We start from the raw sequence: 26,325 nt of genomic DNA, 5'->3' as shown, positions 1-26,325 counted from the left end.
CCTTAAAAGAAGACGAACCTCTAAAAGAGATTCGTCATTTTCTTATTTTTTTAGTTCGTTAATACGAGCTTCTACGTTGCTTCTTCTCTCAAGATAATCCTTTTCTTTCGCTCGTTCTTCTTCAACGACTTTCTCAGGAGCTTTGCTAATAAAGCGTTCATTAGCGAGCTTCTTCTGAACACGATCAACTTCAGAATCTAGCTTCTTCATTTCTCCTTTTAGACGCTCAATTTCTTCATCAATATTGATTAACCCTTCAAGCGGCAAGAATAATTCAGCTCCAGATACAACAGCCGTCATCGATTTTTCCGGTGCCTGAAGATCCGCTGAAATACTCAAGGTTTCTGGGTTACAGAAGCGTTCGATGTATTGACTATTTTGCTCAAGCTGTTTCTGAGTATCAGCTGATTTTGGCTTAATACGAAGTTCAATCGGCTTGCTTGGTGCCACATTCATTTCAGCTCGAATGTTACGTACTGAACGAATAATTTCCGTTAGAAGCGCCATATCAGCAGCAGCTTCTTGGAAGTGAAGCTCTTCGTTCTTTACTGGCCAGTTTGCAACTGTGATCGATTCTCCTTCGTGAGGAAGGTGTTGCCAGATTTCTTCAGTAAGATAAGGCATGAATGGATGCAGAAGACGCATCGTTTGATCAAGTACATAAGCTAGAACAGAACGAGTGGTTTTCTTCGCTACTTCATCTTCACCATAGAGCGGCAGTTTCGCCATTTCAATATACCAATCACAGAAGTCATCCCAGATAAAGTTGTAAAGGTAGCGACCCACTTCACCAAACTCATAGTTATTAATCAGGCGCGTCACTTGTTCAATCGTATCGTTTAAGCGAGTTAAAATCCATTTATCAGCTGTCGATTTTTCACCTGTTAAATCAAGTTCTTCATACGTCATGCCATCCATATTCATTAGGGCAAAACGAGAAGCGTTCCAAATTTTATTAGCAAAGTTCCACGTAGACTCTACCTTTTCCCAATAGAAACGGAGATCCTGACCTGGTGATGAGCCAGTGGATAGGAAGAAACGAAGGGAATCAGCACCGTACTTCTCAATAACATCCATTGGATCGACACCGTTACCGAGCGATTTACTCATCTTACGTCCTTCAGAATCACGTACAAGCCCATGAATGAGGACGTCGTTAAACGGGCGCTGCTCTGTAAATTCAATACCCTGGAAGATCATACGAGCTACCCAGAAATAAATAATGTCATAACCCGTTACTAGAACGTTTGTTGGGTAGAAACGGTTAAAGTCTTCGGCGTCTTCGTTTGGCCATCCCATTGTAGAAAATGGCCAAAGCGCTGAACTAAACCACGTATCTAGAACATCAACGTCTTGCTCCCAGTTTTCAATATCGGCTGGCTCTTCAAGTCCAACGTGGATCTCTCCAGTTTCTTTATGATGCCACGCGGGAATGCGATGCCCCCACCAAAGCTGTCTTGAAATACACCAGTCACGAATGTTCTCAATCCAATTTAAATACGTTTTTTCAAATCGCTCAGGTACAAAGTTCACTTTGTCGTCTGACTTCTGAAGAGCAATCGCCTGCTCAGCAAGAGGCCCCATTTTAACAAACCACTGTGTTGAAAGATAAGGTTCGACAACAGCACCGCTTCGCTCAGAATGACCTACGGAATGAACGTGCTCTTCAATGTTGAATAAGATTCCTTTATCCTGTAAATCTTTCACAAGTTTCTTACGGCATTCAAATCGGTCCATGCCCTGGTACTCTCCGGCATTCTCATTCATTGACCCATCTTCATTCATTACGAGAATGCGCTCAAGGTTATGACGGTTACCAATTTCGAAGTCATTCGGATCGTGAGCTGGAGTGATTTTCACAGCGCCTGATCCAAATTCCATATCAACGTAATCATCCGCAACAATTTCAATTTCACGACCTACAAGCGGCAAAATCGCTTTCTTACCAACTAGGTGCTTGTAGCGCTCATCTTTTGGATGAACAGCAATACCTGAGTCACCTAGCATTGTTTCAGGACGCGTTGTTGCAATTTCGATATGTCCTGAGCCATCTGCAAGAGGATAGCGCATATGATAGAAGTGACCAGTTACTTCCTGGTGAATAACTTCAATATCTGAAAGGGCCGTTTTTGTTTGTGGATCCCAGTTGATAATATATTCACCGCGATAAATTAAGCCCTTCTCATATAGCTTTACAAATACTTCACGTACTGCATCAGAAAGACCGTTATCAAGTGTAAAACGCTCTCTTGAATAATCTAGAGAAAGACCAAGCTTCGCCCACTGGCTACGAATAAAATCCGCATACTCTTCTTTCCATTCCCACGACTTCTCAAGGAACTTCTCTCGGCCAAGGTCATAGCGCGAGGTACCTTCTTCTCGGAGCTTCCCTTCAACTTTTGCCTGTGTCGCAATCCCAGCATGGTCCATTCCTGGAAGCCAGAGAACATCATATCCCTGCATACGCTTTACACGCGATAGAATATCTTGAAGCGTTGTATCCCAAGCATGCCCGAGGTGTAGTTTACCTGTAACGTTCGGCGGGGGGATTACAATTGTATAAGGTTCTTTTTCTTTATCACCTGTTGCCTCAAAAAATTTGCCATCTACCCAATACGGGTACCATTTCTGCTCTGTTGCCTTCGGATCGTACTTCGTCGGCATCGTTAGCTCTTTATTCGCCATTGTCACTCTTCCTTTCCATTCAATAAGTCTCAGGACATTTCTGCGGCTTTCCTTGTTCTCTTTCCACGAAGGTGTAAGCTTTTTAGACAACAAAAAAACTTCCTCCATCCTTAGGAAAAGGACGAAAGAAGTATTTTCGCGGTACCACCTTTATTTACAGCTAAATAAACGTTAGCTGTACGCTTCATTCGAATAACGGGATTACCGGATTCTCCTACTACTCGTTCAGAGAAACAGCTCAAGGGCGACTTCGAATGCTACGATCCTGAGAAATCTTTCAGCAAATGACTTCTCTCTCTGAAGGGTTCACATTCTACTACTCCCTATCTTTGCCTGTCGACTATTTGTATCATTAAGTTTACCTTTTTGATTCGAGATCGTCAAGATCATAAGAGCCCTTTTTCTTAGCTTAGCCAGTTCTCTCCCGCCTTAATCACCCAATTCCAACTTCCCACATAGTCTATTGGTAACAATAACTGAAAACAAAGGGGAATACCTGATATGAAAAAACGGTTTGGTGGAATGAATCGCTTTCAGATCCCACCCTCGTTATATAAGTTCAGAGATATTTGCGCTCAGTTCGTACCTCCGTTTATTGTGTTTCAAACGATCCGAACAATCCTTTTTCCAACATCTATAGATGTACTTATATTAATAATCCTTGTTGCATTAGAAGTGTGCTTTTACTTTGAATGGATCTAGAAGTTTTCTAGAACGTTATTTATCCCATTCATCACTTCTATTTTTTTCGTGAATAGGCGGACATGCTTAATATGTGGCCATTGTTGTCGGTTTTCATTAAATAATAACACGCTATTAAAAACCGACTCTGGAAAATATAAATAGCTTGCAAGAAGCTCCTTTTCCTCATCATTAAGAGAGAATTGGGCTTCATATCTGGCAAGATGAGCAGTTGTGGCAGCAGGGTTGAATTGAAAAGGTTGAATAGATGAGCGAATAAAATAAGCAAGATCCCTGATAGGAGTATCGCTAACTGACTTTTCGAAATTAATAAAATACCCTCTCCCCCCGCTTGATACATAATGAGAAGGAGAGCATTTTCCGTGACAGAGAACACTTCGATACCGTTTAGTTTCCAGAATTTGCTCATACCAGTCATCTAATCTTCTTTTCGCGAGCTCACAATACCTCATCAGTTGATGAAAATGTGATACAAAGGTAAGCTCAAATGGCGAAAGATAAATGCGCTTTTCAATATGCCTTACGTATTTCTCCATTTCAAATTGTCTACTTTCTCTTAATAAAACCATTTTCTGATACGACTGTTTGATCACTTCTTCAGAAAAAGCTTGCTCTTTAGCAGTATAGCCATGTAATTCAGCAAGGTGATGAACGAGAAGCTCATCTTTTTGAGCAGGACTTGTTTCCCTTTCATCTACCCATGGCGTTAAATAAACGATGTGGTCCCCTTGATAAACGAAGGAATCTCCATACTTTGTTCGAACAAGCGGTACATAACCTTCGAATTTTAGCTGTTTAAACCGCTCCTCTAAATAAAGCATACGATCCATCTGTTCTTTACTAAGCTGCGTTTTTTTTAAAGCAAACGCACCTCTCTCTGTTTCGATCTTTGTGATTTTCCCCATTTGTACAACCCGTTCAGGATATAAATCATATTGAAATAAGAGTGCTGGATCGCTCATTAGAAGGAAATCCTCCTATCTGAAAGGGAGAGCTCAAGCTGCCTTAACATATCTCTATTCGCTTCCCACTTATCAATAAACTCTTTCATAACCTGATCAGGGTCATTCATATTCGATTGCAATGCCTGAATACACTCCTGCCACTCCCATGGAGCAAAAATAGCCTGAATAAGTCTGTGTTTCATATCGTCCTCCACGCCATTCACTAACGCTTCAAAGCATTTTACAAAGTGATTGAAGTTTTTAAGAGTATACCAGGAATGAACTTCTTTCATGATAACTTTGGAAGCAGAAACAGGTGGTTCGTCGCTACTTTCAAAGTAGATTTGGCCTAAAACCTCTTTTAAAACATAGTAAGTAAATGGAATGAATGGAAGCGAATAACACACCTCAAAATTCAGGCGCTTTTTCACTTCAGGAATAAGGTTAACAAGTAACAAGTATTGTTCCTTATGAGTTAATCTTATAAATGATAAATCTTCTAACGTCTTACGATAAGGAAAATGTGATGTAAGAGTAGCCTTCTGATCTCCGGTACTTAGTAGTGTCGCAAGTAAATATCCTTTCATTTCAGGAACGATGTCCAATGGATAAGCTTCTTCTACATGATCATGTACAGTCATATAATCGTTTTCTATTCGGATAAATCCTTTCCCTTCACTGGTTCGAATCATTCGATTACAAAGAAATCCATGTTGAGAAAAAAGACGGTCACGGAAGTTGAGATGATACTCAAGCAAATCCCGATCCCGCCAGTATGATAGTTTTCTTTTACCTAAATGGGTCATGATCAATTGTGGTTTCTCTAACCATTGGACATCTTTTAGATCATACTTCTCTTCAATGATCGTTACGAGATCCATTTCGATTACCCCTTTATCCCCTACCTTATTTGCAACATTCCAAAGGTAGGGGCAGCAAACAATTTAAGTTAACGATTGACAGGAATATATAAGATCTGTCCTTCCTTCACTTCATCTTCCTCAAGACGATTGACTCGCGCAAGATGACTTGGAAGGACTCGATAGCGTTCCGCTATTTCGGTTAACGAATCCCCAGGCTGGATAATACACATCTTCATTCTCGAAAATTGTTCTTCTTCTTTTGTCAGCATACTTGTAAGATAGAGCGCATTTTCTTCGCGCGGTGCTTGATTCCGGTTTTCCTGACGCTCTTGTTCCTCCTCTTCATAGTTATAATGATCGTCTTGATATGACCTCGTTTCTTCTACGATTGGCTGGTTATTATATTCATTGGAACCATCCATTTGCCTAGCCATTCTCGTGAGAAAGTCATACGTGGGTTCCGGCTGCTCTTGATCATCGTTCTCTAGTTCATTTACTTCATATGAGTCTGACTTAGCTCTCATACCTACTTGTGGAGCGCGTAAATGATAGGCCTGTTCCAATGATTCTACCTCATTGTCATCAACGTATTTAATATCATTCTCCCAGATTGCATCTTCCTCTGTTGTATAATCCTCTGTCTCTTCGTCCTCTTCTACAACGTATAGTTCAGCTTCGTCCTCTTCCACACGATTTTGATCCCCCTGAATGCCGCTAATGGAAATATCTGCTTTCAACTGAAGGCAATTCTCTTCCACTAGAGAGTAATCAAACGTGTCAACCGTAACGAAAATTTCCTCGAGACTCCTTATACGGCTTGCTGGAATCGTAATATCAACAGGGAAACGATGCCCCATTGACGCTGTACCATCTTCTCTAACGTTCACCTCATGAATGGAACGATAAGGGGAAGCTTCGTTAATAACTTCCTCATCTGTTTGGTCACGCTGCAAATATTCACCCGTTAAATATAAACAGCCTTTCACAGCTACATAATCCTCATACTCTTCAATCGAAATTTCAGGGTCAAGTGAGATAGATAGAACCTCTTCAACTTCCTGTCCTTTCTTTAACCAGACCTGCTCCTCCACGGAGAAATGCAAATATGAGCCTTCAGGCATGCCTTCTCCTCCTTTCAAACATTATCCATACATTACACATGTATGAGTGATTCACAGGATTATGTCTAAATTGAAAAAGAATGAAGAAGTTTTCAATTTCTTATCATAGAAAAAGCTACCGGCAAATGCCGGTAGCTTTAGGTTAGATAAGTTTTGAGAAAGCCGCTTCTGCAGCCGCAATTGTTTCATCAATATCGTGATCTGTATGGGCGGTTGACAGGAACATTCCTTCAAATTGAGAAGGGGGAAGTGAAATCCCTTGTTCAAGCATTTCTTTAAAATAGTTTGTAAAATGTTCAAGATTTGAAGAGGATGCTGTTTCGAAATTAATCACATCTTCATTAGTAAAGAAGAAACCAACCATCGATCCTGCACGATTTACTGTATGAGGGATATTGTATTTTGCAGCAGCTTTTGAAAGTCCTTCTCCAAGTAGCTCTGCTTTTCGTTCAAATTCCTCATAACTTTCTGGCGTGAGTTGCGATAAGGTTTCATACCCAGCCGTCATAGCTAGCGGATTTCCACTTAACGTTCCCGCTTGATAAATCGGACCGCTTGGTGCGATTTGGTCCATGATTTCTTTCTTACCGCCATAAGCGCCAACAGGGAGCCCACCGCCAATAACTTTACCTAAACACGTAAGATCGGGTGTAACATTGTAATATCCTTGGGCGCAATTATACCCAACGCGGAAGCCTGTCATAACTTCATCAAAAATAAGAAGTGTGCCATTCTCTTCCGTTATCTTACGAATTTCTTCAAGATAGCCCTGCTGTGGTGGGACGACCCCCATGTTACCTGCTACAGGTTCAATAATGACGCCTGCAATGTCATCTCCAAATTCCTTGAATGCGTAACGTAAACTTTCAAGATCATTATATGGAACCGTAATAGTATTTTTCGCAATTCCCTCAGGTACGCCAGGACTGTCAGGTAGCCCAAGTGTCGCAACACCAGAACCCGCTTTTATTAATAACGAATCCCCATGACCATGATAGCAACCTTCAAACTTAAGGATTTTATTACGGCCAGTATATCCTCTAGCTAAACGTAAAGCACTCATAGTGGCTTCCGTTCCTGAATTCACCATACGAACAATTTCAATAGATGGTACTCGATCAATCACTAGTTCAGCTAGTTTCGTTTCATACTTACTTGGTGCACCAAAGCTTGTTCCAAGCTCTGTCACAGCTTTAAGGCGATCAACAACCTGTTCATCAGCATGACCGAGAATAAGCGGTCCGTACGAAAGGACATAATCAATATACTCATTTTGGTCGATATCATAAATTTTAGATCCTTTTCCTTTTTCCATAAAAATAGGATCCATGCCAACTGATTTAAACGCCCTAACTGGACTGTTCACTCCACCTGGCATTACTTTAGATGCTTCTTGAAAAGCTTCCTTAGAACGATCAAAATTACCCATTTTCACAAACAACCCCTCTCTTTCAGTTCTATTGATCTAGCCAGCGAGCAGCATCTTTCGCAAAATATGTGATAATTAAATCTGCTCCTGCGCGCTTCATGCTTGTTAATTTCTCAAGGACAACATCTTGTTCATTTAGCCACCCGTTCTGACTCGCAGCCTTTATCATGGAATATTCCCCACTTACATTATAAGCAACCATCGGTAGAGGATAACGATCTTTGAGTTCACGAATGATATCAAGATAAGAAAGAGCCGGTTTAACCATTAAGAAATCTGCCCCTTCAGCGATATCGCTCTCTGCTTCTCGAATAGCTTCGAGTCGATTAGCTGGATCCATTTGATACGTTTTACGATCTCCGAACTGCGGAGTACTATGAGCCGCATCGCGGAAAGGACCATAGAAAGCAGATGAGAATTTCACAGCGTAGCTCATCACCGGGACGTCAACAAAGCCCGCTTCATCAAGACCTTGACGAATTGCCGCAACAAAACCATCCATCATGTTAGATGGGGCAATCATATCTGCTCCTGCTTTCGCTTGAGAAATCGCTGTTTTCGTAAGCAACTCTAGCGACTGGTCATTTTGTACATAACCATTCTCAATCACACCACAATGGCCATGATCCGTATACTGACAAAGACATGTATCTGCAATAACAGTTAATTCAGGAAACGCTTCTTTAATTTGTGCAATAGCTCTTTGCACGATTCCAGTATCACAGTATGCTTCTGATCCAACCGCATCCTTATGATTTGGGACACCAAACATCATAATTGACTTAATGCCAAGGTCAACAACTTCCTGTACCTCTTCATTCAAACGGTCTAATGAATAGTGATAAACACCAGGCATAGAAGGAATTTCGCGTTTTACATTCTCTTCTTCAACTGCAAATATGGGATAGATGAAATCCTCTTTATGTAAATAGGTTTCTCTCACGAGTGATCTCATTGATTCAGATCGTCTTAAACGACGATGACGATGAAAGTTTCCTGTTTCCATTATACTTTCCTCCTATTTTTCAAAGAAACGCTCAAGGCTATCAAGCATTCCTTCAATTGTATATTGATCAGGGACTACCTGAGGTACGATCCCATAAGACAGTAGCGTCTTTTCAGTAATAGGTCCGATTACCACTATTGTGATCCCTTTAAGCTTATCTTTCAAATTCTCGGCTTGGAGAAGTTGATTAAAATGGTGGACCGTTGACGAAGAAGTGAACGTAATCACATCACACTCCCGCTCTTCAATCACTCTTTTCAATGCTGCCCTGGACTCGTAAGGAATGACTGTGTCATAGATAGGTAAGTCAGTTACGTTAAATCCAAGATCCCTTAATTGCCCCGGCAATACTGCTCGACCAAGATTTCCTCTTGGTAATAGTATCTTCTCATTTGGGTCAGCCTTACGAGACAAAGCAGCTACAAGCCCTTCTGCTATAAAATCCTTTGGCATAAGATTGATTTCAATCCCATATCGCTTTAGGGCCTTAGCTGTTTTACTTCCAACCGCTGCAACCTTTACACCTTTTGGAACCTTCGCTTGCTTCAAGAAAAACCGCACACCATTCGCACTTGTAAACACAATCCAGCTATATTCACTCAACGTGATCGAATTCAACAGTTGATTCCGAGATTCGAATGAAATAAGAGGGATTTCAATAGAAATCCCCTCTTTTTCTTCAATTAATTTCGTAAATGATGTTGCCTGCTCCCGAGCTCTCGTGACCAATACACGCTTTCCTGAGAGCGGCGAGATCATTGGTCTAATTCTTCTTTCACACGGTCAAGGATATCCTTAGCTCCCTGTTCTTTCATTCTATTTGCAAGTGTGTTCCCTACCTGGATAGGATCATCACCAATTTCCATTTCCTTAATAATGATCGAACCATCAGGTTCTCCCACTAATCCAGTAACCGTAAGCGTCTCATCCTTAAGCGTCGCATGACCGGCAATCGGCACCTGACATCCACCTTCGAGGGTATGAAGAAAAGCTCGCTCCGCTAATACTGTTTTCGTCGTTTCATAATCACTGAATTGATTTAAAATAGCTCGTAGTTCATCATCACTTTCTCGACATTCAATCGATAAAGCGCCTTGTCCAACAGCCGGTACACACAAATCAGGATCAAGGTATTCTGTAACAATCTCCTTTGACCATCCCATACGGTGTAGACCCGCTGCAGCTAGTACAATGGCGTCATAATCTTCATCTGTAAGCTTACGTATACGCGTGTCAATATTTCCGCGAATCCACTTAATCTCCACATCCGGACGAATGGCTTTCAACTGTGCACCACGTCTCAAACTGCTAGTTCCGATTACGGCACCTTCTGGAAGCTCTCTGAACGTCTTCTTCGATTCAGAAATAATCACATCCCGATGATCTTCACGTTCAGGTATACACCCAATCATTAATCCTTCAGGCAAAATAGAAGGCATATCCTTCATACTATGAACCGCCATATCAATATCTCCTCTTAACATGGCGTCTTCAATTTCCTTCACAAATAGTCCTTTTCCCCCAACTTTTGAGAGCGTAACATCAAGAATTTTATCACCACGAGTGACAATCTCTTTGATTTCAAAATCAACATCCGGATTTAATTCCTTTAGTTTACTGATCACCCATTTTGTTTGAGTGATCGCTAATTTACTTCTTCTTGAACCAACTACGATTTTACGCATCATTTATCCTCCAAACTTTCAGTGCTCCCCTTATACATACCAGAAATGGAATTCTGAAAATGTTCCAGAAAGGAAGACATTAATTAAAACGATAAGAAACGCCGCTACGTTCCATAAAGCAAGGGATTTCCCTTCCATATCTCTAGCTACCTTTTGATATAAATACGTACTATATGCGCCAAGAACAAAGAAAGAGATAATAACCTTTGCATCCAATAAGCTGAATGTATCTACTTTCAAGATAGCCCATACGATTCCTAAAATCAGGCTCAGTAACAAAAGCGGCACACCTAGAACGCTACATAAATAAGACAATTTCTCAAGCTGTGACAAATCCCCAAATCTTCTCAGTCGTTTGCTCCACTTCTTGCCTTTTAACATTTGATAGAGAGTTAAATACATAATCGAGAAAATAAAGGAAAGTGAAAATGCTCCATATGATAAGAAAGCCATCGTAATATGAATAATCGAAAGCTCAGACATAAGCTGTTCAGTGAGTAAACTCGATGCCTGCTCTCGAGTAGCAAATAAATTGATCGCCATAATGCTGAAACCGAGTACATTTGCAAAAAAGACAAAAAAATCGACTCGAAAAAACCAATTAATCAAGAGCGATAGCGAGACAATCACCCACGCATAAAAAAATAACCCCTCAAAAGGTGTTAAAATCGGGAATCCGCCAATTTCAATAATCTGCGTTACAAGAAACGCACTTTGCAGGATCCAGACAATAGAAAGCAACCAGAAAGCAAACTGATTTACTTTCCGGTTGTTCTGCAAGAAATCAATAAAATACCCAAGCACACTAAGTGCATAAAGTAATATCGTTATATCATAAAGCCAGCTGGCGTTCGTCACAAATCATGTCTCCTCTCCTAGGAGCGCAACTGCGATACCTGTAATAAAGGGGAGTAGTCAACGGATTCATGCTGTCTTTTTTCTTCGTTTTCTTTCACTCTTTGCTTATGGAGTTCTCTCTCAATCTCTTCTTCAATCGCAAATATTTTAGTGAAGATCTCAAGCGACTCTTCTGCATTTGGCTCTGCAGCCATCTCCTTCACTCGCACTATAGGATCACGTAGCAGCTGGTTCACTATGCTTTTGGTATGCTTACTCAATACTTTTCGTTCCCGATCTGTTAAATTCGGCAGTTTGCGTTCAATACTATTCATTGTTTCTGCTTGAATCGCAAGTGCCTTAGTACGTAATGCTGTAATCATCGGTACAACGCCAAGTGTATTGAGCCACTCTCTAAATTGAACAAGATCTTCTTCAATCATTAGTTCAATTTTCTCTGCTTCCTTCTTACGCTCTGCAATGTTTGTTTCGACAATCCCTTCTAGATCGTCAATATCGTATAAGAAAACAGAGTCCATATTATTAAGTGATGGATCTAGATCTCTTGGAACAGCAATATCTACCATAAACAATGGACGACCTCTTCGCTTTTTAAGTAGAGGTTTGACATTTTGCTCGGTTAGAACATAACTTGTTGAGCCTGTTGAACTGATTAGAATGTCTGCATCAGCAAGCGCAGTTTCTACTTCATCCATAGAACGAGCCTGTCCTTTAAAACGAGAAGCAAGCTCTGTCGCTTTCTCAAGCGTTCGATTTACGACCGTAACTTGGTCTACACCGTTGCTTTGCAAATTCTTAGCAGTGAGTTCACCCATTTTGCCAGCGCCAAGAATGACAACGTGTTTATTTTGAAGTCCACCAAAGATCTTCTTGGCTAATTCGACTGCAGCATAGCTCACCGAAACGGCATTTTCTCCAATTTCGGTTTCGGAATGGGAGCGTTTAGCAAGAGTAATCGCTTGTTTAAAAAGCTGGTTAAAAATTGTTCCTGTTGTCTCTGAATCCTGAGCAAGCAAGAAAGCATCACGAACTTGTCCAAGGATTTGCGTCTCCCCGATGACAAGCGAATCAAGTCCAGCCGCTACACGATAAAGATGTTCTGTTGCCGCATCGTTTTCGCGAATCACTAGATATGGTGAAAATTCTTCTTTCTCAATTCCAAACCATTCAGATAGAAAAGCTTTTGAATAATATCTCCCTGTATGAAGCTGATCAGCAACAACATATAACTCTGTACGGTTACATGTTGATAAGATCACCGCTTCTAGAATACTTTTAGAGTGACGCAACTTATCTAATGCTTCAGGAAATTCGTTCTCCTGAAAGGAAAGTTTCTCTCGTATTTCAACAGGGGCTGTTTTGTGGTTCAACCCTACGACCAGGATGTGCATCGTTCCACCCCCATAAAATTGTTAGCTAAAACTAATCTTTTGCTATCATACCGTCTCTAATTATTGTAACATGTGACAAAACTCACAGAGTTATGAAATGTGAACAGACTATGAAAGCAATTATGATATGATGAAGAAAGTATTATCTCTGCATATTATTAGTAGTCATACAACTATTAATGTACCAGAAAATCAATTGTATAGCAAAAAATGCGTATTTCTGACAATAGGAGGATTTTCATTGAAACGTCAAAGTATTTTTCCGGGTGTTTTATTTATCGGAATCGGCCTTTATTATCTCTCACAAACGTTAAATCTGCCTTTTTCTGAGCAACTAATGAATTGGCAAGTAATCCTAATCGTTATCGGTGTAGCGATGATGATTCAAGGCTTCATTGCGAGAGAAGGAAACATGCTTTTTCCTGGAGTACTCCTACTTGGCCTTGGTGTCCATTTCTACTTCGTCAATAAACTCGCTATCTGGCCAGACAGCTGGGGCATGTATACCCTTATATTAAGTGCTGCCTATCTCGTTACATATTATAAGACCAAGAAAACTGGCCTCATTCCAGGTTTAATTCTACTTGCTATATCCATTATTGAACTTCTATACACCGGGTTAGAAATTTGGCTTACGACTACTTTTTCTTTCGTAGGAAAATTCTGGCCCCTTGTTTTAATTGCAATCGGTATCTATCTTGTAACGAAAAAAAAGTAAGGAGCTGCAGCTCCTTACTTTTTTTATAGAATTGAACTTAAAAAGTCTTGTGTTCTCTGTTCTTTTGGATCGTTGAACAGTTCGTTCGGGTGACCCTTCTCTACAATTTTACCGTCGTGCATGTATACGACCCAGTCTCCAACTTCGCGCGCAAAGCCCATTTCATGTGTGACCACTACCATGGTCATTCCTTCTTTCGCTAATTCCTTCATAGTTGAAAGAACTTCTCCTACAAGTTCAGGATCAAGCGCCGAAGTCGGCTCGTCAAAAAGCATAATGTCTGGCTTCATCGCAAGTGAACGTGCTATTGCAACTCGCTGCTTTTGCCCACCTGAAAGTTTGTTCGGATACACATTTGCTTTATCAGCTAGCCCTACCTTCGCAAGAAGTTCTTTGCCTTCCTTCTCAGCCTCAGCACGTTTCAATTTCTTAACCATTAACGGTGCTTCGATGACGTTTTCTAGAACGGATTTATGCGGGAATAAGTTGAAATGTTGAAACACCATTCCAACACGCTGCCTTACTTTATTTAGATCATTTCTTTTAGGATCGATTGTTTCACCCTCAATGATTACATTCCCGCTATTCTTGATTTCAAGAAAATTCATACAGCGTAGCAAGGTGCTTTTACCTGAACCACTAGCTCCAATCAGAACAACAACGTCACTTTCATTAACTTCAAGATCAATATCCTTTAGGACATGGAGGTCACCAAAGGATTTATTCAATTTCTCTACTCGAATCATTTCAGCTTTTTCGGCCATTTCTAACACCTCTCTGGTTTCTTAATCACTAGCTGATAGTCGTTTCTCAAGAAGGTTAACTAAGAACGTAAAGATTAGAACCAACACAAGATAATATACAGCAACTATAAGTAAATACGTCATCTCATCAAACGTTCTTGCTCCCTGCGTAGTCGCAACGCTAAACAATTCTGGTAGAGCAATAAAGGCTGCTAGAGAGGAATCTTTCAAACCAATGATAAATTGGTTACCCAGTGGCGGAAGTGCTCGTCTGAATGCTTGTGGAAGGATAATCCGTCTCATAGCAAGAGTATGACTCATTCCAAGAGAGCGTCCTGCTTCCATCTGACCTTTGTCGATTGATTGAATCGAACCTCGAAAGATCTCTGCAATATAAGCCCCATTATGGAGAGCAAGTCCGATCGAAGCAGCCCAGAATTTCGGAATGTTGAATTCAGTTAAACCAAAATAGAAAATAAAGATTTGCACAATAAGTGGTGTACCTCGAATGACAGCGATATACACATTCGCGATCCAATTAAGTATTTTTGATTGAGATATTTTAAAAAGTGCAAAAAACAGTCCAATAAAAACAGCTATTAAAACAGATACGAATGTAACTCGAATCGTTAGCCATAAACCTTCAAAGAAAACAGGGTAGCTTTCTAATAATGTTTCAAAAAAATGAGCAAAAGTTGGCAAGTGCGATCAGCTCCTTAGAATTCAGTAACGTAACAGGTTAAAAAAAAGAATGTGCGCACATCGCACACATTCCTTTTCCTTACTCACTGTCAGGACTCTGGGTGATGTCTACTCCGATGTATTCCTCACTTAGCTTTGTTAGTGTTCCATCTTCTTTTAACTCTTCTAAAGCTTTGTTAACGGCTTCAAGAAGATTTGAGTTCTCTTTCTTAATGGCAACAGCTTGTTCACTCGTACCAAGTTGCTCAACCTTCTCAATCTTGAAATCTTCTTCGATTGCTTGCTTGCCTGTAATGTCATCTGTAATAACTGCATCATGCTTTCCTTCACTTAATGCACGCAGTGCAGTTTGATCACTATCGTAGTTTGAAATCTTATCAGTGTACTCTTCGGCTGATTTTTCGTAAGTGGAACCTTTAGATACAGCGACATCTTTGCCACTTAAATCTTCTACACTCTTAATATCGCTTCCAGGCTGAACATAAAGTACAGGTCCCGAATAGTAGTATGGTTCACTAAAATTAACTGCTTCTTTACGCTCATCCGTAATCGTATGACTAGCTACTGCCGCATCATAACGACCTGACTGAATGGCCGATACCATACCGCTAAATTTAAATTTCTCTACAGCGGGTTCAAGATCTAACTTTTCTGCGATGGCTTTACCAACTGCTACGTCAAAGCCATCAAGATCTCCATTCTTATCTACTGTACTAAACGGTGGAAATTCACCCGAAACGACGTAGCTGAATTTACCGTCTTCTGTTAATTCTAGACCGTCGTCTCCTTCAGAACCAGATGATCCACTTTCTTCTTCGTTCCCTCCACAAGCGGCTAAAACAAGCACAAACAATAACATTATTGCGGTTAGAAAACTCCACTTTCTTTTCATCATCACGTGTCCCCCTTAAACGACTTTTCAAACTTGCAGTTAGGATTATGTAAACTGCGATACTTTTATAATACCAATTTTTAGACATTTCTTTCAATTCTGACTTGCGGCTTGTACACCTCCTAATTCCCCCTAAGAGCGGATAACAGAAAACCAGCCTCTATATCCTTCTGTTTCCTTCATTTTATTTCCATTCCCTTTCTATTTGAATTGAAAACCTTAAATTGCTAATTATCTGAAAAATAACCATAAAGAAAAACCCGATCTATTGACCGGGCTTGATAACTACAAATAAGATTTAATTGCACCCCATACATTTTCTTTACCTTGTCCAGTATGAGAAGAAAACGTGACGAGTTTGTCGGATGGTTCAATTTTCAGCGTCTGGTTAACGACTTTTAAATGTTTATCCCATTTTCCTTTAGGGATTTTATCCGATTTCGTCGCTACAACAATTACTGGTATTTCATAGTGCTTTAACCAATCGTACATCACGACATCATCATTAGATGGAGAGTGACGTAAATCAACAATTTGAATGACCGCTTTAAGCTGATCTCGATCAGTTAAATAAGTCTCAATCATACGCCCCCAGGCATCTCTTTCTTTCTTGGATACTTTAGCAAAGCCATAACCAGGAACATCCACAAAATACAAAAGCTCATTAATCAAATAAAAATTAAGCGTTTGGGTTTTACCAGGTCTTTGTGATGTTCTAGCAAGATTCTTTCGATTAATTAGCGTGTTAATAAGAGAAGATTTCCCTACGTTAGATCGGCCAGCTAAGCCAATCTCAGGTAAACCATCTACAGGATATTGCTCTGGCTTAACAGCACTAATTATAAAATCTGATTTCGTTACTTTCATTTATTCTCCCCCACAAGTGCGGTTTTTAACACTTCATCCAAATGTGAGACTGGAAGGAATGTTAAATCTTTGCGAATGCTTTCTGGAATATCATCCAGATCTTTTTCATTTTCCTTTGGCATGATGATAGTGGTTAAACCAGCTCGATGCGCACTAAGCGATTTTTCTTTAAGTCCACCAATCGGCAGAACACGTCCACGTAACGTAATCTCACCGGTCATCCCTACATCTCTTCGAACAGCCTTGCCTGTTAATGCTGATACAAGAGCCGTGGCAATTGTAATCCCTGCTGATGGACCATCTTTTGGAGTAGCCCCTTCTGGTACGTGAATATGAATGTCGTTCGACTCATGGAACGACGGGTCAATGGATAGCTCTTCTGACTTAGAGCGAATATAACTAAACGCAGCTTGAGCTGATTCTTTCATCACATCGCCAAGTTTCCCTGTTAATATGAGCTTACCTTTACCAGGTGATAGGGAAACTTCAATAGCAAGGGTGTCTCCACCAGCCGTCGTATAAGCTAGACCCGTGGCCGTTCCAATTTGATCTTCCTTCTCAGCTTCACCATAACGAAATTTCGGATGTCCAAGCAGCTCTTCAAGCATAGTTTCAGTAACAATAACGCGTTTTTTCTTACCTGAAACAATTAATTTCGTTGCTTTTCGACAAACCGTAGCAATTTGGCGCTCAAGATTACGAACACCAGCTTCTCTCGTATAGTGACGCACAAGCTTATAAAGACTCTCTTCTCTGAGCTGAAGATTACCTTTTTTCAATCCGTGCTCTTCAAGCTGTCTTGGTACAAGATAATTCTTAGCAATATTCACTTTTTCAATTTCAGTGTACCCTGCAATTTGAATGACTTCCATACGATCAAGAAGTGGTTCCGGTATCGTTGCAAGATTATTAGCTGTTGTTACGAACATCACTTTCGACAGATCATACGGCTCTTCAATATAGTGATCACTAAATGTGTTGTTTTGTTGCGGATCAAGCACTTCCAATAAGGCAGATGATGGATCACCACGGAAGTCATTAGACATTTTATCGATTTCATCTAATAGAAAAACAGGGTTAACAGTGCCTGCTTTTTTCATCCCTCTGATGATTCGACCTGGCATAGCTCCAACATAGGTTCTACGATGACCTCGTATTTCAGCCTCGTCACGCACACCACCAAGAGAAATTCGCACAAACTCTCGTCCAATGGAACGAGCGACAGATCTTGCAAGTGATGTTTTCCCTACACCAGGTGGTCCAACAAGACAAAGAATTGGTCCTTTGAGAGATTTGGTGAGTTGCTGAACAGCAAGATATTCTAGCACACGTTCTTTTACTTTCTCAAGACCGTAATGATCTTCATCCAGAATCTTTTCTGCATGATTAATATCTAGGTTATCCGTCGTTTCTTTTGACCAGGGTACTTGAATTAACCAATCAATATAATTACGAATAACAGAACTTTCAGCAGAGCTTTGCGGAATTTTCTCATACCGATCAAGCTCTTTATACGCCATTTCTTGAACGGATTCAGGCATATCCGCTTCTTCAATTTTCTCTTTCAGTGTTGCGATCTCACCAGTTTTACCTTCTTTTTCACCCAGTTCGTTTTGAATCGCCTTCATTTGTTCGCGAAGATAATACTCTTTTTGTGTTTTCTCCATCGACCGTTTTACACGCTGACCAATTTTCTTTTCAAGATCGATTACATCTTTTTCATTTTGAAGAATTTCAATCAGCTTATTTAATCGTTCTTGTGAACTATAGGTTTCTAGAATTTCTTGCTTTTGGCGAATCTTTAATGAAAGATGAGAAGCAATAATATCAGCAAGCCGTCCGGGCTGCTCGATATCACTTACAGAAGCAAATGTTTCCGCGGTCACTTTCTTAGAAACTTTAATGTATTGTTCAAATAAATCAAGAACTGTTCGCATTAATGCCTCTTCTTCAACGTTCTTATCTGCGCTTTCATTAATTTGCTCTACTTCAACCTCATAAAACTCTTCTGTATCTTTAAATTCTACAATTTTTCCTCGTTGGAGCCCTTCAACAAGCACTCTTATTGTGCCATTTGGCAATTTCAGCATTTGCTTAACCGTTGCAAGTGTTCCAATCTCGTAGATATCTTTTACTTCAGGTGTTTCAATTTCCACCTCTTTTTGTGTAGATAGAAAAATTTTCTGGTCATCCATCATTACCTTCTCAAGTGCTTGTACAGACTTCTCACGTCCTACATCAAGATGTAAAACCATTGATGGGTAAACAAGCAAACCTCTTAAAGGCAGCAATGGCAATGTTTTATGTTCATTCTTCAATCACGGCACCTCCAGACAACAAACTAAAAAACGTTATGATTCGCAATTATCCGAGCTTATTCTATTGATAAGTTGTACTTCATTGTATCCTAAGTTTCTTCTACTTGTCTAATCATCCCTGCTCAAACTCCAAAAAAACTTACTTACAATAGAAAAACGCGCCTGGCAGTCTTTTTTAGCTATGTTAGCTGATCTAATTTATTTCACGTTTTTCTTTGACTTTTCTTCAATGCACAAAGAAAATCCCCGCCCCCTAACTTCCGGGCTGGGATTTTCCTATTACAATGGAAGGAAATTCTTGCGCTTTTTCAATCATAAAGGCTGCGTCAAATACTTCTGACAGATGTTTTACCGGTACTACAGTAATACCTTTTATGACTTTCAGCATTTCTTCATTATTCTCATATGGGATGAGGACTAATTCAGCACCAGCATCCCGTGCAGCTGTTACTTTGGCAAAAACGCCCCCGACAGGTTTAACAAACCCATGAATGCTAATTTCACCAGTCATTGCAACTTTATGATTAACAGGACTTCCCTTAACAGCAGAGTATATACCTGTCGCAATAGCAACCCCTGCTGAGGGACCATCTACAGGAACACCTCCAGGAAAGTTAATATGTAGATGATAAGCCCCCACTGGTAGCCCCATCGATTTTAATACGGTCATAACGTTTTCAACAGAAGATTTCGCAAGGCTCTTTCTTCGGATCGACTTTGACTGATTCCCGATGCTTTCTTCCTCAACAATACCTGTAATAGTAACAGAGCCTTCTTTTTCTAGTTTCCCTTTAACGGCTGTCACTTCAATTTCAAGTAAAGCTCCCATGTTTGGTCCATAAACTGCGAGCCCATTAACAACACCTGTTGCTGGGGAAAGAGGGATTTTTCTTTCTGGTCTTGGCGTAAGTCGACTGGCATGGATGACCCATTCCATATCGGCCGCAGTAATGCTTCCTCTATTTTCTGTAATCGCCAGTCCTGCCGCAATTTGCATTAAGTTAACCGCTTCACGACCATTTCTAGCATAGCGACTAACCCGCTCAATACCATCGTTATCGAGCGTAAGGTTTAATTTCTTCGCTGCTCTAGTCGCTATACGAGCGATTTCTTCCTGGCTCAGCTCACGGAAATAAACTTCCATACATCTAGAACGAATGGCCGGCGGAATATCTTCTGGAGTTCTCGTAGTCGCTCCAATCATTCTAAAATCTGCTGGTAATCCATTTTGGAAAATATCGTGTATATGGTTGGGGATATTTGTATTTTCTTCATTATAATAAGCACTCTCAAGATACACTTTTCGATCCTCTAGAACTTTTAGCAGCTTGTTCATTTGAATGGGATGAAGCTCTCCAATTTCATCAATAAAGAGGATCCCTCCATGCGCATTCGTAACAGCTCCTTGCTTTGGCTGAGGAATGCCTGCCTGCCCCATAGCTCCCGCACCTTGATAAATAGGGTCGTGAACAGAACCAATTAAAGGGTCAGCAATTCCTCTTTCATCAAAGCGTGCCGTAGTAGCATCTAGTTCTACAAAAACGGCTGAATTTTTGAAAGGCGTTCCACGGTTTCGCTTAGCTTCCTCTAGAACGAGGCGGGCGGCCGCTGTCTTGCCTACCCCAGGCGGTCCATATATAATCACGTGCTGCGGATTAGGTCCACAGATGGCGGCTCTTAACGTACGAATCCCTTCTTCTTGACCAACAATCTCAGAAAACCCAGTTGGCCGAATACGTTCTGATAGCGGTTCGCTTAGCGAAATACTTCTTAATCGACGTAAATGCTCCATTTCTTTTCGCGATTCTTTATCTATTGAAACTTTCTGGGTTCGCTGATTCCGAAGCAAATTCCAGAAATACAATCCGATCACTATTCCAAAAAATAATTGTATCGCTAGTGCTATCCCTGTCCAATTCATACTCCTACCTCCTGAAGATTGATCAATAGAACTAGTATCTCCTGAGGTTTCGTTCCATAAACCGGCAATCCACAAATTGGATAGGGCATCTCACAAAAAAGCCAATCACCCACAGGCGATTGGCTTTGAAATTATGCACTTTCTTTAGGTGATTTCTTATCTTCGTCGATAACAGAACCATCTTCAAGAATCAATTTAGGCGTAGTCTTCTCACTTACTGTAGAAGCTGACAGTACGCACTTCTTAATCTCTTCACGAGCAGGAAGGTCATACATAACATCAAGCATAATTCCTTCAATAATCGAACGAAGTCCACGTGCACCAGTTTTTCTTTCAATTGCTTGTTTCGCAATTTCTACTAGTGCATCATCTTCAAACTCCAGTTCAACATCGTCAAGTTCAAGAAGTTTTTGATATTGCTTCACTAATGCATTCTTAGGTTTTGTAAGAATTTCTACTAGTGCTTCTTCATCTAGAGGCTCAAGGCTTCCAATAACCGGAAGACGGCCAATAAATTCAGGAATCAGTCCAAAACGAAGGAGGTCTTCAGGAAGAACCTTACCTAGGTATTCACCTGGTTTAAGATCTTCTTGTTTTGCTTCGCCACTAAATCCAATAATTTTCTTACCAAGACGACGCTTGATAATTTGTTCAATTCCATCAAACGCTCCCCCGCAAATGAAGAGAATGTTTGTTGTATCAATTTGAATAAATTCTTGATGAGGATGCTTACGTCCACCTTGCGGAGGCACACTAGCAGTTGTACCTTCAAGAATTTTGAGTAGCGCTTGCTGAACACCTTCACCAGAAACATCACGTGTAATAGAAGGATTCTCAGATTTACGAGCTACCTTATCAATTTCATCAATGTAGATGATCCCTTTTTCAGCTTTTTCTACATCGTAATCTGCAGCTTGAATGAGTTTAAGAAGAATATTCTCAACATCTTCCCCAACATACCCAGCTTCAGTTAATGACGTAGCATCCGCAATAGCAAAAGGCACATTCAGAATTCTAGCTAGCGTTTGTGCGAGAAGCGTTTTACCGCTCCCTGTTGGTCCAATTAGTGCAATATTACTTTTCGCAAGCTCAACATCATCAGGTTTAGATGATGCATTAATACGCTTATAGTGATTATAAACGGCTACTGAAAGTGATTTTTTCGCCTTTTCCTGCCCAATGACATAGTCATCAAGAATTTGGCAAATTTCATGAGGCTTCGGTACTTCTTTAAAGTCCACCTCTTCTTCAGTTCCAAGTTCTTCTTCAACGATTTCAGTGCATAATTCAATACACTCATCACAGATATAAACACCTGGTCCTGCTACTAACTTACGGACTTGATCCTGCGTTTTACCACAGAAAGAACATTTAAGTTGTCCTTTTTCATCGTTAAATTTAAACATGAATTCACCCCTAACCTTTGATCTCGATGAAATCCGAGTAGGTCTATCTGCAAAGGAACTCCGTCAGTCCAATTGAACTTTAATTACTCATGAAGTAATCTTAACGGGCATCCACCACTGGTTTCTCATCCTATTTATGTAATGAAATTGTATCATATAACGCAAAAGGATACGAAATAAAACGACTCTTTAAAGCTTATTATGTATCAAGTTCTTTGTCTTACTACTATGTTTAGCAAATTTGTTTCATTTCATTACTACTTCTTTTTGTAAAAACAAGGCGCGATTAAGCGCCTTGTTTCAAATAAGCCAATCTAATAGCTTGTATTAAGCTTTTTTACTGTTGTCTACAAGAACATCGATTGCTTTACGGATGCGTAGGTCACCTTTAAGTGCATCAGTGCCACCCTGCATAGTAAGCATTGAACGAATTTGTTCTTCTTCCATGTTGTACATTGCAGCCATTTTAGAAAGTTCTTCATTCACTTCTTCTTCAGAAACTTCCACATTTTCAGCTTCAGCAATTGCTTCAAGAGTTAGGTTAGTACGCACGCGCTTTTCACCGTCTTCTTGCATTTGCTCACGAAGTGCTTTTTCATCCTGACCAGAGAATTGGTAGTACATTTCAAGGTTCATACCTTGTTGTTGAAGACGCTGTTCAAATTCTTGAAGCATGCGGTCAACTTCTGCATCTACCATAGCGGATGGAAGGTCAATCTCGCTGTTTTCAGTAGCTTTTTCAATCAACGTGTCTTTCTTTTGAACATCAGCATCTTCTGCTTTTTGTTTCTCAAGATTTTCTTTCGTTGTTTTCTTAAGCTCATCAAGTGATTCTACTTCTTCGTTTACATCTTTAGCGAACTCATCATCAAGCTCAGGAAGTTCTTTACGCTTAATGTCGTGAATTTTAACTTTGAATGTTGCTTCTTGACCAGCAAGATTCTCAGCATGATACTCTTCAGGGAAAGTAACTGTTACTTCCTTCTCAGCACCAGCTTTCTCACCAATTAGTTGCTCTTCAAAGCCAGGAATGAAAGTGTTTGAACCAATTTCTAATGAATAGTTGTCGCCTTGTCCACCTTCAAATGGTTCTTCACCAAGGAAACCTTCGAAGTCGATTACTGCTGTATCGCCTTCTTGAAGTTCTCCATCTTCAACAACAACAAGCTCAGCTTGCTTTTCTTGAAGTGACTTAAGCTCTGCTTCCACTTCTTCATCTGTAACGCTTGTCTCTTGTTCTTCAACTTCAAGACCTTTGTATTCGCCAAGTTTTACTTCAGGCTTAACAGTTACTGTTGCTTTGAAGATCAAGTTTTGACCTTTTTCCATTTGCTCCACGTCTACTTCCGGACGATCAACTGGCTCGATACCAGATTCATCGATAGCTTCTGAATAAGCTTTAGGAAGAATAATATCAAGAGCATCTTGATAAAGAGATTCTACACCAAAACGCTTTTCGAAAAGAGAGCGTGGCATTTTACCTTTACGGAATCCAGGTACATTAACCTGTTTTACGACTTTTTTGAACGCTTCGTCCAGCGCACTATTAACCTCAGTAGCGTCTACTTCTACTGTAAGAACGCCCTGATTACCTTCAAGCTTTTCCCAATTTGCAGTCATTTACACATTACCTCCAACAATAAATATATTTCCACTAATCGAGCGTTTAAAAAAGATGACGCCTTTTGGAGTATAAAAGCGTCTGCTGTCTTTTAAACGGTCTCTTTTACTAGTAAATATGGGTTTGCAACCATTTTATTATAACATAGAACAGTTACTTTTCAACACATACGGTATGATTGTAAACCGCGTAACCATAGTACAGCTTACCCATGTTCCCGAATGATCGCAAGGCAAAACATTCTATTTCCATGTATTTCTACTCAAACGGGCGATAAAATGGCTGATTTTCAATGTTCATGATCCGATTTGCAGCCACCTCAAATTCAGAAGACTTAACTTCATAATAATCGCTAAGCTCCTCATTTAACAAGTCTTCACCATTCATTTCAGAAGCCACTTTATGAACAGCTGCCGCCCAAACAGCACTGTTCGATGGTTCGGCCTCAAATGGCGAAATGGCGAACAAATAATGCCACCAAATTTGCACACACATCTCAAAAAGAGCTGGATTTTTCTGTTCCACCACATGAGATAGTTTCGATTTAACGCTTAAAGAAAAGTCCTGCAGAAAAATATCCTTCAATTCGGAAGGATTTACAGTAATCTCTCTTCCAAACTTATGTACGATAACTTCTTGATTCAACTCTTTTTCTCTTAACACCTGTAACACCAGGCTTTTAAGGAGGGGATCCTTATCTGTTGCATTTAAATATGTAAGATAAACTGGAATAGACTTTTTCTCATTAACAGCGCTCAGTTTCTGTATAGCCAACCACTGTTTTTCCGTCTTATCGCTTTCTAAATAAGCAATCAGCTTGTCTGCATCTTCCTCTTGGACAGTTTCAAACTCATCGTCAGAATCGATATCATAACTCGTCATTTGCCTGCTGAAATGCAATAGCTGATAGAGCGATTCCGCTATATTTGACGGAAGTTGATTTTCTTGCAATACCGCTTCGATCATCGTAACTACATTCTGATACTTTCCAAGCTGAACTAAAATTGATATGTATACTTGAAAAATGTCGTAATAGTCCCCGATACCCTGCTGCATCATTGTTTCACAGCGTTCAGATGCTTCTTTTAAATCGCCCATTTCAACCAGGCTTAGGACCATTCCAAAATTCCCTTGAGGATGATCTGGTTCGATTTCAAGTAGCTGACTAAAATGTTTATGTGCCTCTTTAATTTCTTTAGCTTTAAGTGCTGCCATTCCTTTTTCGACAAGTTTGCCTGCCACGTTTGGAAAATAAACTATTTTCCTCTCATGCTTTTCTTTATCCATGACGTAATCGCTCCACTCTCTTATATTCTCTATTAAAAGAGTTTACAGCAGGAAAGGCGCAGCTACGATTAGGTATCAGTTTATCAGTATCCACCTGTAAACTCAAGTTGAAGCACGTTACAGGTTCTATTCCCGCTTGTTTGTTGTTTAACACGCTCTATTAGTAAAGCGCTACGATACGTGATTGTTCCCCTGAAAGCAAGTCACAATACAGCACCGTTTCTGAACGTACTCATTAAAGTGCAAGCTATGTTAGGTTATATTGATGAAATGTCGTTTTGGGCTCATTCAAGTGAAACCTTATTTTCACATGGTGAAAATCAGCCAAAAATCAACAACGTTCATTCACACAGCTCAAAGTATAAAAAAAAAAGCCATCTTATCACAAGGATAAATGCCTTTACGTTATAGATATGGTGTCCCAGGAGAGATTCGAACTCCCGACCCACAGCTTAGAAGGCTGTTGCTCTATCCTACTGAGCTACTGGGACATTGTTTAGTTTGTAGCGACATTTATTAATATAACGAATATCAAAAATAATGTCAATAGAAAAACTAGAAAAACACAGCCTTCGCTGTGTTTTTTTCCTAAGTGAGAGAAAATATTTTTGAAAGATCTTCTACTATTTCCCCATTTTCATCACGATACGTCACGCTAACATCATTTTCAGACCATTCTACAATCGCATAAGTTTGAATCGGCGGTTTTCTCGGAAGTTTGACACTACCAGGATTAAGAAACAGTGTTCCTTCCTCAAATACAGATAGGACCTCATGAGAATGACCAAAACAAACAAGATCCGCTTGTACTTCTTCAGCTTTATACTGCAATTTCATTAACGTCATTTTCACATTATATAAATGTCCATGGGTCGTAAAAACAGTTTTGTTCCCTACTTTATCGACCGATTCATCTGGATAACGATGGTCATAATCACAGTTTCCACTCACTCTCACCTGAAAAGGTAGCATTTCAGATGCATCATAATCAAATTCTGAATCTCCACAGTGGATCATACATTCGACTTCATTTTGATGTCTCTCTACAAGATTCTGCAATTCTTCGTTAGAACTATGATTATCACTTACAACTAGAACTTTCATCTCACGTCACCTCTTCAATTTAGAGTCGAGTCATGAATGCTATTAATGTTAACTCAGGCAAA

The 26,325-nt window shown here is 40.1% G+C and carries 21 protein-coding genes, 1 tRNA gene and 1 other annotated feature; of the genes, 1 reads left to right on the top strand and 21 read right to left on the bottom strand.

Annotated elements, in window-relative coordinates; genetic code table 11:
* Window positions 1-42 precede the first annotated feature (42 nt).
* The 10 genes from IQ283_RS07050 to hemA form a co-directional block, all read right to left on the bottom strand.
* Window positions 43-2,685 (bottom strand): valine--tRNA ligase, encoded by a 2,643-nt coding sequence (locus IQ283_RS07050; RefSeq protein WP_194219388.1) that lies wholly within the window; start codon window positions 2,683-2,685, stop codon window positions 43-45.
* A 114-nt stretch (window positions 2,686-2,799) separates the two neighbouring features.
* Window positions 2,800-3,024 (bottom strand) — a binding site (T-box leader).
* A 359-nt stretch (window positions 3,025-3,383) separates the two neighbouring features.
* Entirely contained in the window at window positions 3,384-4,349 is a 966-nt protein-coding gene (locus IQ283_RS07045) for a phosphotransferase (RefSeq protein WP_194219387.1), read from the bottom strand.
* Entirely contained in the window at window positions 4,349-5,212 is an 864-nt protein-coding gene (locus IQ283_RS07040) for a hypothetical protein (protein WP_194219386.1), read from the bottom strand. Before IQ283_RS07040 ends, IQ283_RS07045 begins: the two co-directional genes overlap by 1 nt.
* Window positions 5,213-5,280: 68 nt before the next feature.
* Entirely contained in the window at window positions 5,281-6,315 is a 1,035-nt protein-coding gene (gene spoVID, locus IQ283_RS07035) for a stage VI sporulation protein D (RefSeq protein ID WP_194219385.1), read from the bottom strand.
* 142 nt (window positions 6,316-6,457) lie between these two features.
* Entirely contained in the window at window positions 6,458-7,744 is a 1,287-nt protein-coding gene (gene hemL, locus IQ283_RS07030) for a glutamate-1-semialdehyde 2,1-aminomutase (protein ID WP_194219384.1), read from the bottom strand.
* A gap of 28 nt (window positions 7,745-7,772) precedes the next feature.
* Window positions 7,773-8,750 carry a porphobilinogen synthase gene (gene hemB / locus IQ283_RS07025; protein ID WP_194219383.1) on the bottom strand — a complete coding sequence of 326 codons (978 nt, stop codon included), beginning with the start codon at window positions 8,748-8,750 and terminating at the stop codon, window positions 7,773-7,775.
* 12 nt (window positions 8,751-8,762) lie between these two features.
* On the bottom strand, window positions 8,763-9,479 hold the full coding sequence (locus tag IQ283_RS07020) for a uroporphyrinogen-III synthase (RefSeq protein WP_194219382.1): 717 nt from the start codon (window positions 9,477-9,479) through the stop codon (window positions 8,763-8,765).
* 26 nt (window positions 9,480-9,505) lie between these two features.
* Entirely contained in the window at window positions 9,506-10,435 is a 930-nt protein-coding gene (gene hemC, locus IQ283_RS07015; protein WP_194219381.1) for a hydroxymethylbilane synthase, read from the bottom strand.
* A gap of 30 nt (window positions 10,436-10,465) precedes the next feature.
* Window positions 10,466-11,293: a cytochrome c biogenesis protein gene (gene ccsA, locus IQ283_RS07010; protein ID WP_194219380.1), complete on the bottom strand. Its 828-nt coding sequence runs from the start codon at window positions 11,291-11,293 to the stop codon at window positions 10,466-10,468.
* Between the two features lie 17 nt (window positions 11,294-11,310).
* The gene (hemA, locus tag IQ283_RS07005) at window positions 11,311-12,684 is read right to left on the bottom strand and encodes a glutamyl-tRNA reductase (protein ID WP_194219379.1); all 1,374 of its coding nucleotides are present in this window, start codon (window positions 12,682-12,684) and stop codon (window positions 11,311-11,313) included.
* A gap of 241 nt (window positions 12,685-12,925) precedes the next feature.
* On the opposite strand from hemA, the gene IQ283_RS07000 reads away from it, so the two are divergent.
* Complete coding sequence (locus IQ283_RS07000; RefSeq protein ID WP_194219378.1) at window positions 12,926-13,402, top strand: LiaI-LiaF-like domain-containing protein; 477 nt, start codon at window positions 12,926-12,928, stop codon at window positions 13,400-13,402.
* 23 nt (window positions 13,403-13,425) lie between these two features.
* Here the strand turns inward: IQ283_RS07000 and IQ283_RS06995 are convergent, their stop codons facing one another.
* The 11 genes from IQ283_RS06995 to IQ283_RS06945 all read right to left on the bottom strand — a co-directional run bounded on the left by IQ283_RS06995 (window position 13,426) and on the right by IQ283_RS06945 (window position 26,263).
* The gene (locus IQ283_RS06995; RefSeq protein ID WP_276511803.1) at window positions 13,426-14,166 is read right to left on the bottom strand and encodes an amino acid ABC transporter ATP-binding protein; all 741 of its coding nucleotides are present in this window, start codon (window positions 14,164-14,166) and stop codon (window positions 13,426-13,428) included.
* Between the two features lie 21 nt (window positions 14,167-14,187).
* The gene (locus IQ283_RS06990; RefSeq protein WP_160918640.1) at window positions 14,188-14,847 is read right to left on the bottom strand and encodes an amino acid ABC transporter permease; all 660 of its coding nucleotides are present in this window, start codon (window positions 14,845-14,847) and stop codon (window positions 14,188-14,190) included.
* Window positions 14,848-14,926: 79 nt separating this feature from the next.
* Window positions 14,927-15,742 (bottom strand): transporter substrate-binding domain-containing protein, encoded by an 816-nt coding sequence (locus IQ283_RS06985; RefSeq protein WP_306558415.1) that lies wholly within the window; start codon window positions 15,740-15,742, stop codon window positions 14,927-14,929.
* A 282-nt stretch (window positions 15,743-16,024) separates the two neighbouring features.
* Window positions 16,025-16,606 (bottom strand): ribosome biogenesis GTP-binding protein YihA/YsxC, encoded by a 582-nt coding sequence (gene yihA, locus IQ283_RS06980; RefSeq protein WP_194219377.1) that lies wholly within the window; start codon window positions 16,604-16,606, stop codon window positions 16,025-16,027.
* The gene (gene lon, locus IQ283_RS06975; RefSeq protein WP_194219376.1) at window positions 16,603-18,924 is read right to left on the bottom strand and encodes an endopeptidase La; all 2,322 of its coding nucleotides are present in this window, start codon (window positions 18,922-18,924) and stop codon (window positions 16,603-16,605) included. Before lon ends, yihA begins: the two co-directional genes overlap by 4 nt.
* A gap of 253 nt (window positions 18,925-19,177) precedes the next feature.
* Entirely contained in the window at window positions 19,178-20,845 is a 1,668-nt protein-coding gene (gene lonB / locus IQ283_RS06970; RefSeq protein ID WP_194219375.1) for an ATP-dependent protease LonB, read from the bottom strand.
* Between the two features lie 131 nt (window positions 20,846-20,976).
* The gene (clpX, locus tag IQ283_RS06965; protein ID WP_194219374.1) at window positions 20,977-22,251 is read right to left on the bottom strand and encodes an ATP-dependent protease ATP-binding subunit ClpX; all 1,275 of its coding nucleotides are present in this window, start codon (window positions 22,249-22,251) and stop codon (window positions 20,977-20,979) included.
* Window positions 22,252-22,578: 327 nt separating this feature from the next.
* Complete coding sequence (tig, locus tag IQ283_RS06960) at window positions 22,579-23,871, bottom strand: trigger factor (RefSeq protein ID WP_194219373.1); 1,293 nt, start codon at window positions 23,869-23,871, stop codon at window positions 22,579-22,581.
* 259 nt (window positions 23,872-24,130) lie between these two features.
* Window positions 24,131-25,159 (bottom strand): tetratricopeptide repeat protein, encoded by a 1,029-nt coding sequence (locus tag IQ283_RS06955; protein ID WP_194219372.1) that lies wholly within the window; start codon window positions 25,157-25,159, stop codon window positions 24,131-24,133.
* Window positions 25,160-25,573: 414 nt separating this feature from the next.
* Window positions 25,574-25,650, bottom strand: a tRNA-Arg gene (locus tag IQ283_RS06950).
* 97 nt (window positions 25,651-25,747) lie between these two features.
* Window positions 25,748-26,263, bottom strand: coding sequence for a metallophosphoesterase (locus IQ283_RS06945; RefSeq protein WP_194219371.1), 516 nt, complete (start codon window positions 26,261-26,263; stop codon window positions 25,748-25,750).
* Window positions 26,264-26,325: the final 62 nt, after the last annotated feature.

This window comes from Pseudalkalibacillus hwajinpoensis (assembly GCF_015234585.1).
Lineage (GTDB): Bacteria > Bacillota > Bacilli > Bacillales > Guptibacillaceae > Guptibacillus > Guptibacillus hwajinpoensis_B.
The sequence above is the reverse complement of the archived record's forward strand: the minus strand, read 5'-3'. Positions and strand labels throughout refer to the sequence as shown.